Genomic DNA, 15,717 nt, shown 5'->3' on the forward strand with positions numbered 1-15,717 from the left:
GTAAGCCCTGCCGGATGATCCCGACAAAAGCGCAATAGCTAACCGGAAATTCTACCGTAATCCGCGTTAAGATACAAAGGCTAGAGTGTGCATCCCCGGCAACACCCTGCTGACATGTACCGCTCCAACTGGCGCATGAGGCCTGTTTGCCAGGCCTTTCCCCTGCCGCTTCCTTACCCTGCCATCTCCAGAAAGCCGACCCTGCCATGAGCTCAGAAATCCGCATTTTTGGCGCCCGCCAGAACACTCTGAAAAATCTGAATGTACGTATAAAAACGGGCGAGTTACTGGTTATTACAGGCGTATCGGGGTCGGGCAAAAGTTCTTTGGCTTTCGACACCCTGTATGCCGAGGGCCAACGGCGCTACGTGGAAACATTTTCCCCCTATGCGCGCCAGTTTCTGGATCGCATGGACAAGCCCCAGGTCGATCGCATCGAGGGCATTTTGCCCGCCATTGCCATCGATCAGGTGAACCCGGTGCGCAATTCACGCAGCACGGTGGGCACCATGACGGAGCTGAACGATTACATCAAGCTCTTGTATGCCCGCCTGGGCGAGCTGTATTGCCGCCAGTGTGCTCAGCCGGTACGCCGCGACAATGCCGACAGCATCGCCAAGCAAATTCGCAAACTGGCAGCCGACCATGACGACCCTCGTCTGGTTTTGACCTTTGCGGTCAAGGTTCCCGCCAACTTCACGCAAGAAGAAATCGAAACCTTGCTGCATCAGCAGGGTTACACCCGCCTGCATCACGAGGAAACCCATACGGTCACCGCCAGCGGTGATGGCCCCAAGAAAGGCAAGAGTGCCAGAGCCACATCGACTGAACACAAGCTTCTGTATGTCATTCAGGACCGCTTCCGTGCCAGCACAGTCGAACCTGAGCGTTTCATGGAAGCGATCGAGGCCGCCTTGCGCCATGGTCAGGGCAAACTGACTGTTTATGCCTCCGCCAGTGCAGAGGGTCCCGAGACCGCCTGGCGTTTCAGCCAGGGCCTGCATTGTGCCCAATGCGATATTGAATACAGTACCCCGGTTGCCAGTACCTTCTCGTTCAATTCGCCCTTGGGCGCGTGTGACACCTGCCGCGGTTTTGGTCGGGGGATGGGTATTGATTACGGATTAGTGGTTCCCGACCCCAGCAAAAGTCTGCTGGAAGGCGCGATCCGCCCGTGGCAGACGGCCAGCTACAAAGAATGCCAAGTGGAAATGGAGCGCTATGCACCGGCTGCTGGCGTGCGCCTGTCCGTGCCCTGGAAGGACTTGAGCCAGGAAGAACGCGACTGGGTGATTAATGGCACCCCGGACTGGAAGGGTGGCAATCAAGCCTGGAAAACCCAGTGGTACGGCGCCCAGCGTTTCTTTGACTGGCTGGAATCACGCGCCTACAAAATGCATGTGCGTGTGTTGCTGTCCAAATACCGCAGTTACACCACCTGTCCGGCCTGCGCCGGCTCTCGTCTGAAACCCGAAGCCAGCTTGTGGCGTGTGGGCGATCAGGCCGCCCCCGCCGATTCCCGCTACCCACGTTTCATGCCCGTGCATTCCAACTGGCTGCGCGAGCAACTGGATGCCATGCCCGGCCTGAGCGTCCCGGACCTGATGCGCCTGCCTATCGAGCACGTGCGCACGTTTTTCCGTGGCCTGCACTTTGGCGACGCACGCGATGCGGCCATCGACCTGCTCTTGAAAGAAACCCTGTCCCGTCTGGATTATCTGTGCGATGTGGGCCTGTCCTATCTATCCCTGGACCGCCAAAGCCGCACCCTGTCTGGCGGTGAAGTACAGCGTATCAACCTGACCACGGCGCTGGGCACCTCGCTGGTGAACACCTTGTTCGTGCTGGACGAGCCGTCGATTGGTCTGCACCCGCGCGACATGCACCGCATTATTGAAGTGATGCACCGTCTGCGCGGCAATGGCAACACGCTGGTTGTGGTCGAGCACGACCCACAAGTGATGGTGGCTGCCGACCGTATTCTGGATATGGGCCCCGGCCCGGGCGAGCGCGGTGGCCAGATTCTGTTTGATGGTTCGCCCCAAGCCTTGCGCGGCGCGGAAACGCTGACAGGCCGCTACCTGAGTGGCGAGCTGAGCATCGAATCGCCCCGCCCCATGCCGGTGGCCGACAATACCCCGCGCCTGCTGCTGGAAGATGTCAGTGCGCACAATCTGCGCCATATCTCCGTGTCCATTCCGCTGGGCCGTCTGGTCTGCGTGACCGGCGTTTCCGGTTCAGGCAAATCCACACTGATCCAGGACGTGCTCTACCCAGCCATCCTGAAACAACAAGGCAAACCGACAGAAGCCCCTGGTTCTTACGGCGCCCTGCTGGGCGCCGAGCAGATTGCCGAAGTGGTGATGGTGGACCAGACACCTATCGGCAAGACGGCACGCTCCAACCCGGCCAGCTATGTGGGCGCTTTTGACCCGATCCGCAAGCTGTTCGCCCAGGCTCCACTGTCCAAAGAACGCAGCTACACGCCGGGTACCTTCAGCTTCAATAGTGGTGATGGCCGCTGCCCGACTTGCGGTGGCACCGGTTTTGAACATATCGAAATGCAGTTCCTGTCCGATGTGTACCTGCGCTGCCCGGATTGCGATGGCAAGCGCTTCCGCCCCGAAGTGCTGGAAGTGCGTATTGAACACTTCGGACGCAGTGCCTCGATTGACGAGGTACTGGACATGACCGTGCATCAGGCCATGGAATTCTTCGAAGGCCTGCGCGACGTGCAAACGGGCCTGGCTCCCTTGGCCGATGTCGGTCTGGACTACCTGAAACTGGGTCAGCCCGTGCCCACGCTCTCGGGCGGTGAAGCACAGCGTCTAAAGCTGGCCGCCTATCTGGCCCAGGCCTCACGCACCCGCCTGAGCCAGGTAAAGGTCGCCAAAAAGGGCAATCTGTTCCTGTTCGACGAACCCACAACCGGCCTGCACTTTGACGACATTGCCCGCCTGATGCGCGCCTTCCGCAAACTGCTGGCCGCCGGTCACAGTCTGTTGATCATCGAGCACAATCTGGACCTGATCCGCGCTGCCGACTGGATTATTGATCTGGGCCCTGAGGGGGGCGAACACGGCGGCCAGTTATTGGGAGCAGGAACACCGGCCGACATCATGGCGCTGGCCCAATCGCACACTGGCCAGGCCCTCAAAGAGTACGAACACGCTATTCTGGGCACAGGCGCTGCCCTGTTTCAGGAACCCGAGGTAAATTACAAGGCCCGCTCAGGCGGCAGCAACGATGGCCAGATCGCCATTCTGAATGCCCGTGAGCACAATCTGAAAAACATCTCGGTTCACATCCCGCACAACACCTTCACGGTGGTGACAGGGGTGTCCGGTTCCGGCAAATCCACCCTGGCCTTCGACATTTTGTTTAATGAAGGTCAGCGTCGTTATCTGGAATCCCTGAACGCTTACGCACGCGCCATTGTTCAGCCAGCTGGCCAGCCTGATGTCGATGCGATTTATGGCATTCCGCCTACGGTCGCCATTGAACAGCGCACCAGCCGCGGCGGACGCAAGTCCACGGTGGCCACCATGACGGAAATCCACCACTTTCTGCGCTTGCTGTATGTGAAACTGGCCACCCAATACTGCCCGGACTGCCAAGTCCCGGTCGCACCACAAACGGCCGAGCAGATCGCCGCCCAACTGTTGCGCGACCACAAGGGCGAGCATATTGGTTTACTGGCCCCGCTGGTGACCGCCCGCAAAGGCTATTACACCGACCTGGCCAAATGGGCTCAGGGCAAGGGCTATACTCATTTGCGCGTCGACGGCGAATTCATCCCCGTGACCCCCTGGCCACGCCTGGATCGCTACAGCGAGCACACGCTGGAACTGCCGGTGGCTGATCTGATTATTGATCCGCGCCACGAGCTACAACTGCGTCAGGCTATCCGCGATGCGCTAGAACTGGGCCACGGCTCCTTTAGCGTGCTGGCCCCTTTGACGCCTTCGGGCAGCCTGTCGCTGGACGAGCGCCGCCAGGGCAAGCCACTGTCCAACGCCCGTCAGCAGCACTTCTCCGTCAAACGGGCCTGCCCCTGCTGCGGTACCAGCTTTCCCGAGCCGGACCCCCGGATGTTCTCCTACAACTCCAAGCACGGCTGGTGCAAGGACTGCTTCGGTACCGGCCTGAAACTGACCGGCTTCGATCAGGATCAAACCGGCGAGGAAAACAGCTGGAACAACGGTTATGAAGGCGAGGCGGTGGAATGCCCGAGCTGCCACGGTCAGCGTCTGAACCCCGTTTCCTTGGCGTTCAAATGGCGCGACCAGTCTATTGCCAAGCTGGCCGGCCTGCCTGTGGATGAGGCACAAACCTTTTTCGGCAACCTGAACCTGAGTGGTCGTGAAGCGGACATTGCCCGCGATATCCTGAACGAGATCCGCAGCCGTCTGGACTTCATGCATGAAGTGGGCCTGGGTTATCTGGCACTGGATCGTGCCGCCCCCACCTTGTCGGGTGGCGAGGCCCAACGTATCCGTCTGGCCGCCCAGTTGGGCTCGAACCTGCAAGGCGTGTGCTATGTGCTGGACGAACCCACCATTGGTCTGCACCCGCGCGACAACCAGATTCTGCTGAACGCCATGGCGCGTCTGGAAGGCAATGGGAATACTTTGGTGGTTGTCGAGCACGATGAGGACACCATACGCCGTGCCCAGCACATTATTGATATGGGCCCCGGTGCCGGTAAACGTGGCGGTGAAGTCATCGCCCAGGGTACGCTGGCAGAAATCGAGGCCAACCCCAATTCGCTGACTGGCCGCTATTTGCGCGAGCCGCTTAAACACCCCATGCAGGCGCGCCGTCCCGTTCAGGCCGATGCGCCCATGCTGACGGTGCACGATGCCAGCCTGCATAACCTGAACAAGGTCCAGGCCGGTATTCCGCTGGGCAAGCTCAGTCTGGTCACCGGTGTATCGGGTTCCGGTAAATCCACCTTTGCCCGCGATGTGCTGCTGGATAATTTGCAGCGCGTTGTCGGCAGCAAAGAAAAGCCTGTGTGGCAGGGTTGCTCCAGCATCAGCGGCTGGGAAAGCCTGGACCGCGTGCTGGAAGTGGACCAGACCCCGATTGGCAAAACACCCCGCTCCTGCCCGGCCACATACATCGGCTTCTGGGATGAAGTACGCAAACTGTTTGCCAACACCAACGATGCCCGCCTGCGCGGCTGGAGCGCTTCACGCTTCTCCTTTAACACCGGCGATGGTCGCTGCCCCTTGTGCGAAGGCCAGGGCATGCGCACCTTGGAAATGAGCTTCCTGCCGGACGTGAAGGTGCCTTGTGACGCCTGTCACGGCCAGCGCTTCAATCCGGAAACACTGGCGGTGACCTGGCGCGACGTTTCCGCCGGCCAGCTGTTGCAAATGGATGTGGACGAGGCGGTTGAATACTTTGCTGCCCATCCTAAAATATTGCGCCCCCTGCAACTGATGCAAAGCGTGGGGCTGGGCTATCTGACTCTGGGTCAGCCCTCCCCCACTCTGTCGGGCGGCGAGGCGCAGCGCGTCAAGCTGGTCAGCGAACTGGTCAAGGCCCGCCTGGACGAAGGCATCACGCGTACAGGACGCGCCTACAAGGCCCCGCACACGCTGTATGTACTGGACGAGCCCAGCGTGGGCCTGTCCATGGCCGATGTGGAAAAGCTGATTGTGGTCTTGCACCGTCTGGTCGATGCAGGCCATACGGTGCTGGTGATTGAACATAATCTGGATTTGATTGCCGAAGCCGATTGGATCGTGGATCTGGGACCCGAGGGGGGTTCAGGCGGCGGCAGACTGGTGGTGCAAGGCACCCCCGATCAGGTCCAGGCCAACCGTGCCTCGCATACCGGCATGGCTCTGGCTCAATTTTTAAAGGAACACGGCGCATGTATGGCCGATTTGAAGACAGACTAAAAGGCTATGCGCTGGAAATGCAGGGCTATGTGGGCCATATCCAGGCCCGTAGCCCTGAAGAGCTAGGTCGTGCTTTTGAACAAATAGAACATGCCCGGCAAGCGGGACACTGGGTGGCTCTGGCCCTGGATTATGAGCTGGCCGAACTGTTCGAGCCGCGTCTGCCCGCCCGTGAACAAACCCAACATGCGCCGCTCAATGCCCTGGTATTCCAAGGCGCCCAGGAAGTCGATTTGTGGGACAGCCAGGTCGTGCCTGAACTGAGCGTCCAGTTGCAGCTCAGCCAGCAGAACTATCGGGATGCGCTCGCCCAGGTCCAGCAAGGCCTGCAAGCCGGGGATTTCTACCAGATCAACTACACCATGCCCCTGCGTATCCAGTCGGAGATGGTCCCACGCGATCTGTATACAGCTCTGGCCACTCGTCACCCTGTCGCCTATGCCGCCTACCTGGAGATCGGGGATCGCCATATTTTGTCGCTCTCGCCCGAACTGTTTCTGGAAAAACGAGGCAATATCGTGCGTACCCGGCCCATGAAAGGCACGCGCCCCCGCGATACGGACCCGGTTCAAGACCAGCAAAACGCCCAGGAGCTGCAGCACAGCATTAAGGACCGGGCTGAAAACCTGATGATTGTCGATCTGCTGCGCAACGATCTGGGACAAGTCGCCCGCACCGGCAGCGTACAAACCACCAGCTTGTTCGATGTTGAGCAATACGCCTCGGTCTGGACCATGACCTCCAGCATTCAGGCTGAAGTAGACCCGGACTGCCGCCTGGAAACCTTGCTGCGAGCCCTGTTCCCTTGCGGCTCTATTACGGGCGCCCCCAAGCTGGCCGCCATGCAATGCATACGCAAGCTGGAACCACAGCGCCGTGGCATTTACTGTGGGTCAGTGGGCTACCTCAGCCCCGCAGGCGACCTGTCCTTGAATGTCAGCATCCGCAGCCTGGAGCTGGACATGCACGGCCAGGGCGTCTTTGGGGTGGGCGGAGGGATCGTACTGGACTCAGACCCGGACCAGGAGTGGCTGGAGTGCCTGTGGAAAGCACGGGTCCTACAAGCCCCTGTAACACTGACTTAAAGGCAGCACCATGAGCCAAAGCAAACCTGAGCTGATAGAAACATTGCGAGTAGACGCTGACGGCCAGATTCCCTTGCTGGAACTGCACCTGGAACGTGTCGCGCGAAGTTGTGCAGAGCTGGGCTACGACTGGGATGCGCAAACCTGGCTGCAAGCCATGCACCAGGCTCTGGGCCAGGCCCCCGCCCATACTCCCTTGCGCTTGCGCATACTCTGGAGTGCGCAGGCCAGCGCCCATGCCCAGGCCCAACCCCTGCCTGCACTGGAGGGGCCCTTGCAGTTGTGCCTGTCCCCCACCCCACTACCCGCACTGGACCCGCTGCTCTCGCACAAGACCACGCATCGGCCCTGGTATCAGGAAGCGAGTGCCCTGCTGGAACAAAACCCCCAGCTTTTTGATGTCATTTTTCTGGACACGCAAAATCGGGTATGCGAGGGCAGCCGCAGCAACATCTATATTCAGGATGAGCAGGGCCTATGGTGGACCCCTCCAGCCCACGGCTGGCTCTTGCCCGGTGTACAACGGCAGGCCCTGCTTAACAGCGGTCTGGCACGTGAAACCGAGATTTCCCTGGACGCCTTGCTCAATGCCCGTGCGATCCGGGTCTCGAACGCCCTGCGCGGCTGGCAGGATGCCTTACTGGTTCAAGATCCGGCTTAAGGCGTAATCGGCTGCAAGCATGCCCATGCTGGCCGTGATGGTCACCCCGGAGCCATAGCCCGCACAGGCCAACCCTTGCAACGCCCCATCCTCAGCCTGAGTCCAGTTTTGCGGCAGGCGGGTTTCCTGCTCGAACCACAGGCAATCCACTCCCATGCGAGGCACGCGCTTCAAGGCCCGTCCCTGTGCATCACTGCCTCGGGCAAAGCCATGCTGTTTGCGCAGAATCTGACGCAGCTTGCCAAGTAGGGCGTCATGGCGCGCCACCGATAAATCTCCCCGGCGCAAGCTCAAGGGATCGGTCTTGCCCCCGGCACCGCCACAACTGAGCAAGGGCACCTTGAGACGACGGGCCTGCAAGATCAGCGCGATCTTGGCACTGGCTTGGTCCGTACAATCAAGAAACACGTCAGGACGCTGCTCCATCAGGCTGGCCGCATTGTCCTCGGTCACGAAATCTTCAATCAACTGCACAACACAGTACGGGTTGATCTGCCTGATGCGCTGGGCCATGGCCTCAATCTTGGCCATCCCCAAGGTGCTGTCCAATGCAGGCAACTGGCGGTTGATATTGGACTCGGCAATATTGTCCAGGTCGATCAGGGTAATCCGGCCCACCGCAGAACGGGCCAACGCCTCCACGGCCCATGTTCCCACGCCGCCGATGCCGGCCACCATCACATGGGCGGCAGCCAGACGCTCGCGCGCGCCGGCTCCATACAAACGATCCAAACCGCCGAAACGGCGTTCGGCATCCATGTTGTGCTGCTCTGTCATGCCCTCTGTCCATCACTGGCCGTTGCGACCAAACCCGTGCAGAACGCCAGCCTGCAGGCCAGCATGTCTCCACCACAAGGCAGGGGCGCCTGCGGCGCCCCATATCCCTCTTGCCTTGCTCGACCAGGCCATCAACAGCAAGGTCTGCACCAAGGCTAATGGATAATTCTACGTCTAATTTCGCCTGCACAGCCCGTGAAACAGGCCTTATGCCCTGGCGGCTTGACGGGTCCCTGCCAAATAGCAACACTCATATAAGCAAATTAGTATTTTTCCTTAGTTATCAGCGAGAAAGCCCGCTACAGTGGACTGTGCTTGTTCTACAATCGTCATAGGTTTCAAGCATCTGTGATTTTGGCTTTCCCCCTTTTTTGCCGTGAACATCGATTCTATTTCCGCCTCGCCTTCCGCCGTACCCACACCGTGCAGCTTCCGTGTCCTGACCGACGAAGAGCGCAACGCCTCTTTGCGTCAATCCCTGGAAGAGGTGCAGTGGTGTGAAAAGCAGGACCTATGGGTCTATGGCTACGGTTCCCTGATCTGGCGTCCCGATTTTGAGTTCGCCGAACAACGCCAGGCCCTGCTGCGCGGCTATCACCGGGCGCTGTGCCTGTGGTCACGGATCAACCGCGGCACTCCTGAACAACCCGGTTTGGTGTTTGGCCTGGATGTGGGCGGATCGTGCCGGGGCATGGCGTTTCGTATTCCTGCTGAAAGCGTGCCCAAGGTATTCGATGCCCTGTGGCTGCGCGAGATGCCCAGCGGGGCATACATTCCCCGCTGGTTGCGCTGCCGCACCAGCCAGGGCGATATTCGTGCACTGGTCTTTACCATGAATCGCAAGACCGATGCCTACGTTCCCCGCATGCCCGACGAGCAACTGCGACAAGTGGTGTATTCGGCCCAGGGCACCAATGGCCCTTGCATTGAATACGTCATGGAAACCGCCTCGGCGCTGCAACGCTCTAAAATTCTGGATAAACGCCTGCAATCAGTGGTTCAATTGCTACAGAGTCACACTGCACTGCTTAATCCTCAACAAGCCTAAGAGCGCCCCATGTCCCTTGCCGATCTGCGTAACGAGTACGAACGCTTTTCCCTGAGCGAAGATGAACTATGTGCCGATCCTCGCCAGCAATTCCAACGCTGGCTGGATCAGGCCATTGAACTGAAGGAAGTTGAACCCAATGCGATGACCCTGGCCACCGTAGGTGCCGACGGCCGCCCATCGGCGCGTGTGGTCCTGCTTAAAGCTTACGACGAACAAGGGCTGGTGTTTTTCACGAACTACACGTCTCGCAAAGGTACGGAGCTGGACCACAACCCATGGGCCAGCCTGTCCTTTTTCTGGCCCTCCATGCAGCGTCAAGTGCGCTTTGAAGGCCGTATCAGTCGTATCAGCGCGGCCGAATCGGACGAGTATTACCACAGCCGCCCTCTGGGCTCGCGCATTGGCGCCTGGGCCTCGCCACAAAGCCAGCCCATCAGTCGTGCCGAGCTGGATGCACGTGCCAAGCAGTACACTGAAAGCTTAGGTGAACATCCCGCCCGCCCTGAACACTGGGGTGGCTTCCGACTGACTCCAGACCACGTCGAATTCTGGCAGGGCCGCGCCTCGCGCCTGCACGACAGGCTGGTGTTCGACCGCAAGGACCCATCTGATTGGCAGGTGAGCCGACTGGCTCCGTAATGTACCCTTTGGGGGTGCCCTCCCGTCAGACTCGATGCAATGACTGTTTTTTCTTCTTCTTTCGATAGTGATTTCTTTCGTTCGGCACTCGGCCGTTTCGCCACAGGCGTGACGGTCGTGACCGGCGCCAACAAAGACGTTCCAGGCCAGGCCGTTGGCCTGACCGTCAGTTCTTTCAACTCCGTCTCTCTGAACCCGCCTCTGGTCTTGTGGTCATTGGCCAAACGTTCTCAATCCCTGCCGCATTTTGTGCAGGGTGACGGTTACGTGATTCACGTTTTGGGGGCCAGTCAGCTAGCGCTGGCCAAGCGATTTGCCTGGGGAGAGCACGCTGAGCGCTTTCGGGATCACCCGCTCAAACGCTCACCGCGAGGTTTGCCCATGCTGGACGACGATCGTTGCAGCGCTTGGTTCGAATGCAAGCCCTATGCCGTCCATGAGGCCGGCGACCACCTGATCTTTATCGGTGAAGTTACCCACTGCGAGCGCAGCGCTCACCAGCCCCTGATCTACCATGCGGGCGACTTTGATCTGACCCCGTCCCTGGCGTGATGGGCTGTTGCAAAACGCGCCTGCCCGCCGCTTCAGGGCGGGAGTACACTACGCCTTTTGCTCTACTACGCCAATAAGGTATTAATCATGCCAAACGATGTCGACTGCATAGTGCTGGGAGCGGGTGTCGTGGGTTTGGCCTGCGCCCGGCAAATGGCCCGGCAAGGCATGGAGGTTTTGCTGATCGAGCAAACCGCCAGTATCGGCAACGGCGTCAGTTCGCGTAATTCGGAAGTCATACACGCGGGCATTTACTACACCCCGGGCAGCCTGAAGGCCCGGCTGTGTGTCGAAGGCAAAGACCTGCTGTATGACTATTGCCGGGATCACCATATCGATCACCAACGCTGTGGCAAGCTGATTGTGGCGGGCAGCGCTGAACAGGAAGCCGACTTGCGCAAACTGCAGGCCCAGGCAAGCGCCTGTGGCGTAAACGACTTGCAGTGGCTGGATGCCGCCCAGGCCAAGGCGCTGGAGCCTGCCCTGAGCTGCAGCGCCGCCCTCTTATCGCCCTCGACCGGCATTGTAGACACCCATGCCCTCATGCTGTCACTGCAAGGCGATGCAGAGAACCACGGCGCACAATTGGTGTTCAATACCCCCTTTATCCGTGCGCAGGTCCTGCCCGGCCAAGGTTTTGAGGTTCACGTGGGCGGGGCTGAGCCCTTCAGCCTGACCACCACACACCTGATCAATGCGGCCGGACTGGGCGCGGTAATGGCAGCACGACATATCGAGGGGCTGGACCCCAGCCATATTCCCCAGGCCTATCTGTGCAAGGGCAGCTATTTTTCATTGGCGGGCCGCTCCCCCTTCAAGCACCTGATCTACCCCATGCCCAATAAAGCCGGACTGGGTGTGCATCTGACCCTGGATCTGGCTGGTCAGGCCCGCTTTGGCCCTGACACGGAGTGGGTGCAGGATGAAAACTACGACCTGGACCCGCAACGCGGTCAATCCTTTTATGCCGCCGTGCGCGAATACTGGCCCGCTTTGCCCGATAACAGCCTGAACCCCGCCTACAGCGGTATTCGGCCTAAAATTGTGCCTGCAGGCCACGCGGCCGCCGACTTCGTTTTTTCGGGACCTGCCACCCACGGCATCCCGGGTTTGCTGAATTTGTTCGGCATCGAATCACCCGGCCTGACCGCGTGTTTAGCGATTGCACAACACGGCCAGCACGTTCTGGCCCAGGCAGCTTAAAAACTTTTCTGAAATCTTTACAATACTGTCGATGAACGATTACATCTTGACCCTATCCTGCCCGGATCGCACCGGCATTGTCCACAGCGTATCGGGCTGGCTGCTTGAGCAAAACGGCAACATTCTTGAAGCACAGCAGTTTGGCGATGCCGCCACCAACCGCTTTTTCCTGCGCATCCAGTTTTCCCTGCCTGAAACACAGGACGTCAGCGCCCTGCAAGCCAGCTTTGCCCCCATTGCTGAAAGATTCAGCATGGACGCCAATATTTACGACGCCCAGCGCAAAGCCCGCCTGCTGATTCTGGTCAGCCGCCAGGGCCACTGCCTGAACGATCTGCTGTTTCGCGCCCACAGCGGCCAGTTGCCTGTGGAAATCGCGGCTGTGGCCTCCAACCACACGGACCACGCCGGTCTGGCTTCCTCGTACGGCATTCCTTTCCATCACCTGCCGGTGACACCGGAAACCCGCCCACAACAAGAGCAGCAGATCATCGATCTGGCTCGTGATCTGAAAATTGATCTGGTCGTACTGGCCCGCTATATGCAGATTCTGTCCACCAATCTGTGTCAGTCCCTGTCAGGCCGGGCGATCAATATTCACCACAGCTTCCTGCCCAGCTTCAAGGGCGCACGTCCTTATCACCAGGCCCATGCCCGTGGTGTGAAAATTATCGGCGCCACTGCCCACTACGTGACTGCAGATCTGGATGAAGGCCCGATCATTGAGCAGGACGTGGAACATGTAACCCACGCTGTCAGCCCAGCCGAACTGACCCAGATCGGTAGCGATGTGGAGTCTCTGGTTCTGGCCCGTGCCGTACGCGCCCATGTGGAGCACCGGATTTTGTTGAACGATCAGCGCACCGTCGTGTTCCGCTAAACCGCACGATCAAGCCTGCCAGAAACCTTATAAAAAGCCCTCAATGCGTGGATCTCTATCCACCGCATTGAGGGCTTTTTTAATGACCAGCCGATTGGCTTCAGAGGGCAAAGCCAGAACATTGCTCGCTTTCTGTCAATGAGTCCTGTGGACCGTTGCTAACGACAGACTGTTCGCTGTACCAGTCTCTGTGCCAGAACACCACCGGCCTGTCGCCAAGACGGACGGCAGCCCCAAATGCATCATGAGCCATGCCTCGCCCGGCTCCCCGCAGATTGACCTCGGACCAAGCACCGCCACGCCGGTCTACTGCCCTAACGCCAATCCTTCCCGCCGAGGGTCTACCCCCGCTTCCAGCCCTTCCTGGGTCCAGCGTATGACATGCGTACCGCTGGGAAAAGGCTGCTCGCGTACCTCGTGCCCCATCGCCCTTAATGCCTGCGCCTGTTCCGTCACCGCGGTGCCGGCCTCCAGCTCTGTCGCCCAATTGCGGCTGCCATAGTGCGGCAGGCTGACGGCTTCTTGAGCATCCAAGTTCCACATCAGCATGCCCGTCAGGGCCTGGGCTACATAGGGAATAATGGCGCTGCCGCCGGGAGAACCCAGCGCGATCGCAGGACGCCCATCCTGCATCACCATCATCGGAGCCATCGAACTGCGCGGGCGCTTGCCCGGTTCAACCCGATTAACAGACAAACGGCCCATCTCGTCCTTGGGGTTCAAGGCAAAGTCTGTCAGCTGATTATTCAGCAAGAAGCCACGAACCATGATCTTGCTGCCAAAGGCCGACTCCACCGAGGTGGTCATGGAAACCACCTGCCCCTTGGCGTCCGCCACCGACAGATGCGTGGTGGAGGGCAACTCGGGCGTGTTGTCAGTGGCGGCTTGTGCGTCAGCCAAAGGCTTGCCCGGCTGGGCATGACCCATGGATCGACCTGGCTGAATCAAGGCGGCACGGGATTTCAAATACGCCGGTGCCAGCAAAGCCTGCTGTGGCACAGACACAAATGCCGGATCAGCAACCCAGGCATCCCGATCTGCAAAGGCCAGACGCCCTGCTTCAGAGAAATAATGAATCGCTTCCACAGATTGCGGCTTCACGTCAGCAATAGGCGTGTGCTGCAAGATACCCAGCATCTGCATCACACTGATCGCCCCTGAACTGGGCGGTGCCATGCCACAGAGCGCCACCTGCTGCCAGTCCATACAGAGGGGCTCACGTCGCAGCGCCCGGTATTGCGTCAAATCGGACACCGTCAAGTCGCCCGCAATCGGGTCGGCGGCAACAGCAGCCACCATATCCTGGGCAAGTTCCCCTTGATAGAAAGCCTGGGCGCCCTGGCTGGCCAACAAGCGCAGCACCTGTGCATACTCCTTGTTCCGAAGACGGTGGCCAACCGGCCATGGTCTTCCCTGTCCGTCCAGAAAATAGGCACGCGCAGCCGCCTTGTCGGCCAGCTCGGGGTTGTCGGCAATCAAGGTGTGCAAGCGGGGGCTGACCTCAAAGCCATCTTCGGCCAGCTCAATGGCCGGTTCAAACAGGGAGGCCCAGGGCAGGACGCCACCGTCCTTGTGCATCAGCTCCAGGGCGCGCAACAAACCCGGCACCCCTACGGAACGTCCGCTATTGACTGCCTGCTTGAAAGACAGGGTTTGACCGTCCAGCTCAAAACGGTCCGGAGGGCTGGCGGCAGGCACGGTTTCGCGCCCGTCGTAACTCGTCAAACCCGACTCTGGCTGAAATAGCAAAACAAAGCCACCTCCACCAATACCGGACGACTGGGGTTCCACCAACCCCAAGACCAGTTGAGCGGCAATAGCCGCATCCACCGCACTGCCTCCCTGATCCAGCATACGTAAACCAGCCCGGCTTGCCAAAGGATGCGCCGTCACCACCATGCTTTTCTGAGTGACCAGCCTGTCACGTTGCATGACATTGCTGGCGGCTTCCGGGTTCGCATGCTGGCTCGCGGTTTGACTGGCCTGCGCGGGCAAGGCCAGCGACAAAGCTACAAGCGCCGACAGCAGTGCCGGCTTCCAATACACGCTCATGGATTCTCCTTTTCCTGATCCAGCAACCATTGCTCCAGCAACAGCACCGCTTCACTGGGTTGATTGGCGGTCGGATAACTAAAAAAATATGCCTCGCTCACGGGCATGGCATGGGGGAATGGCATGAGCAATTCGCCCTGCTCCAGCGCGGTCTGGATCAGAAAGCGTGGCATCAGCGCCATCCCCATCCCAGCCTGCACGGCAGCCAGAAGCAGGCTGAACAGCTCGTAGCGCGGTCCCGAACTGACACGCAGATCAGGCTCCAGACCCGCAGACCGATACCAGTGTAACCAGCTATCCGGACGCGTCGACATATGCAGGTGGACCAACTTTTGCCAGCTCCCGTCGACTGCAAGATGAGGTGAGCAGACCGGCACGAGCTCGCCTTCATCAAACAGTTTGATGCCTTCAGTTTGCGGCCAGAGCTGCCGCCCATGATAGATAGCAGCATCAAAGGGGTGGTCCCCGAACTGAAACGGTGTGGTACGAACCGACAGGCTGACCGTGATATCGGGGTAGCACTGGGCGAAACGGGCCAGACGCGGCATCAGCCAGACGGTGGACAAGGTCGGCAGCACAGCCAGATGAATGTTGCGGCCTACACCGGCCCGCGCAATCAGACTGAATGTGTCTTTACCGATCTGCTCCAGATGATGGCGAATGCGCGCCGCATAATCGCGCCCTGCCGCCGTCAAGACCAAACGCCGCCGCACCCGCGTCAACAAGGTGACACCCAGACGCTGCTCCAGGCCGCTCACCTGCCGATACACAGCGCTATGCGTCAAGGACAGTTCTTCCGCGGCACGGGAAAAGGTTCCCAGGCGTGCAGTGGCCTCAAAGGCCTGTAAGGCACCCAAGCTGGGCACACCTTGTCTCATTTGCTCCCCCTCTTTTCCTGACTGGCT

General features: G+C 59.6%; 11 protein-coding genes. 8 read left to right on the plus strand and 3 right to left on the minus strand.

Features of this window, described 5'->3' with window-relative positions; genetic code table 11:
* Nucleotides 1-206 precede the first annotated feature (206 nt).
* Genes uvrA through V6936_RS09890 form a run of 3 tightly spaced genes read left to right on the plus strand, consistent with a single transcriptional unit; the run spans nt 207 to nt 7,658 of the window.
* Nucleotides 207-5,912, plus strand: a complete 5,706-nt coding sequence (uvrA, locus tag V6936_RS09880) for an excinuclease ABC subunit UvrA (RefSeq protein ID WP_336579799.1) — start codon at nt 207-209, stop codon at nt 5,910-5,912.
* Entirely contained in the window at nt 5,885-6,997 is a 1,113-nt protein-coding gene (gene pabB, locus V6936_RS09885; protein WP_003803597.1) for an aminodeoxychorismate synthase component I, read from the plus strand. The genes uvrA and pabB overlap by 28 nt, the downstream gene beginning before the upstream one ends.
* Nucleotides 6,998-7,007: 10 nt before the next feature.
* Entirely contained in the window at nt 7,008-7,658 is a 651-nt protein-coding gene (locus V6936_RS09890; protein WP_003803598.1) for an aminotransferase class IV, read from the plus strand.
* Here the strand turns inward: V6936_RS09890 and V6936_RS09895 are convergent.
* Nucleotides 7,635-8,435 (minus strand): tRNA threonylcarbamoyladenosine dehydratase, encoded by an 801-nt coding sequence (locus tag V6936_RS09895; RefSeq protein WP_336579800.1) that lies wholly within the window; start codon nt 8,433-8,435, stop codon nt 7,635-7,637. The two genes, V6936_RS09890 and V6936_RS09895, sit on opposite strands and share 24 nt — an antisense overlap.
* 376 nt (nt 8,436-8,811) lie before the next feature.
* Between V6936_RS09895 and V6936_RS09900 the strand changes: the two genes are divergently transcribed.
* From V6936_RS09900 to purU, 5 genes are all read left to right on the plus strand, one after another.
* Nucleotides 8,812-9,483 carry a gamma-glutamylcyclotransferase gene (locus tag V6936_RS09900; RefSeq protein WP_003803600.1) on the plus strand — a complete coding sequence of 224 codons (672 nt, stop codon included), beginning with the start codon at nt 8,812-8,814 and terminating at the stop codon, nt 9,481-9,483.
* Between the two features lie 9 nt (nt 9,484-9,492).
* Nucleotides 9,493-10,125 (plus strand): pyridoxamine 5'-phosphate oxidase, encoded by a 633-nt coding sequence (pdxH, locus tag V6936_RS09905; protein WP_003803601.1) that lies wholly within the window; start codon nt 9,493-9,495, stop codon nt 10,123-10,125.
* A 39-nt stretch (nt 10,126-10,164) separates the two neighbouring features.
* Complete coding sequence (locus V6936_RS09910) at nt 10,165-10,677, plus strand: flavin reductase family protein (RefSeq protein WP_336579802.1); 513 nt, start codon at nt 10,165-10,167, stop codon at nt 10,675-10,677.
* Nucleotides 10,678-10,764: 87 nt separating this feature from the next.
* Nucleotides 10,765-11,880 carry an NAD(P)/FAD-dependent oxidoreductase gene (locus V6936_RS09915; RefSeq protein WP_336579803.1) on the plus strand — a complete coding sequence of 372 codons (1,116 nt, stop codon included), beginning with the start codon at nt 10,765-10,767 and terminating at the stop codon, nt 11,878-11,880.
* 25 nt (nt 11,881-11,905) lie between these two features.
* Nucleotides 11,906-12,760, plus strand: a complete 855-nt coding sequence (gene purU, locus V6936_RS09920) for a formyltetrahydrofolate deformylase (protein WP_201024875.1) — start codon at nt 11,906-11,908, stop codon at nt 12,758-12,760.
* Between the two features lie 306 nt (nt 12,761-13,066).
* On the opposite strand, the gene ggt is transcribed toward purU, so the two are convergent.
* Both ggt and V6936_RS09930 read right to left on the minus strand, forming a co-directional pair.
* On the minus strand, nt 13,067-14,812 hold the full coding sequence (gene ggt, locus V6936_RS09925; protein ID WP_336579804.1) for a gamma-glutamyltransferase: 1,746 nt from the start codon (nt 14,810-14,812) through the stop codon (nt 13,067-13,069).
* The gene (locus V6936_RS09930; protein WP_003803608.1) at nt 14,809-15,690 is read right to left on the minus strand and encodes a LysR substrate-binding domain-containing protein; all 882 of its coding nucleotides are present in this window, start codon (nt 15,688-15,690) and stop codon (nt 14,809-14,811) included. The genes ggt and V6936_RS09930 overlap by 4 nt, the downstream gene beginning before the upstream one ends.
* Between the last annotated feature and the right edge of the window lie 27 nt (nt 15,691-15,717).

Source organism: Alcaligenes sp. CHO6 (assembly GCF_037120595.1).
In the GTDB taxonomy this organism is placed as follows: Bacteria; Pseudomonadota; Gammaproteobacteria; order Burkholderiales; family Burkholderiaceae_B; genus Alcaligenes; species Alcaligenes ammonioxydans.

Coding starts and splice junctions, on each gene's coding strand:
- uvrA (WP_336579799.1), top strand. CDS start 207: ATGAGCTCAGAAATCCGCATTTTTGGCGCCCGCCAGAACACTCTGAAA.
- pabB (WP_003803597.1), top strand. CDS start 5,885: ATGTATGGCCGATTTGAAGACAGACTAAAAGGCTATGCGCTGGAAATG.
- V6936_RS09890 (WP_003803598.1), top strand. CDS start 7,008: ATGAGCCAAAGCAAACCTGAGCTGATAGAAACATTGCGAGTAGACGCT.
- V6936_RS09895 (WP_336579800.1), bottom strand. CDS start 8,435: ATGACAGAGCAGCACAACATGGATGCCGAACGCCGTTTCGGCGGTTTG.
- pdxH (WP_003803601.1), top strand. CDS start 9,493: ATGTCCCTTGCCGATCTGCGTAACGAGTACGAACGCTTTTCCCTGAGC.
- V6936_RS09910 (WP_336579802.1), top strand. CDS start 10,165: ATGACTGTTTTTTCTTCTTCTTTCGATAGTGATTTCTTTCGTTCGGCA.
- V6936_RS09915 (WP_336579803.1), top strand. CDS start 10,765: ATGCCAAACGATGTCGACTGCATAGTGCTGGGAGCGGGTGTCGTGGGT.
- ggt (WP_336579804.1), bottom strand. CDS start 14,812: ATGAGCGTGTATTGGAAGCCGGCACTGCTGTCGGCGCTTGTAGCTTTG.
- V6936_RS09930 (WP_003803608.1), bottom strand. CDS start 15,690: ATGAGACAAGGTGTGCCCAGCTTGGGTGCCTTACAGGCCTTTGAGGCC.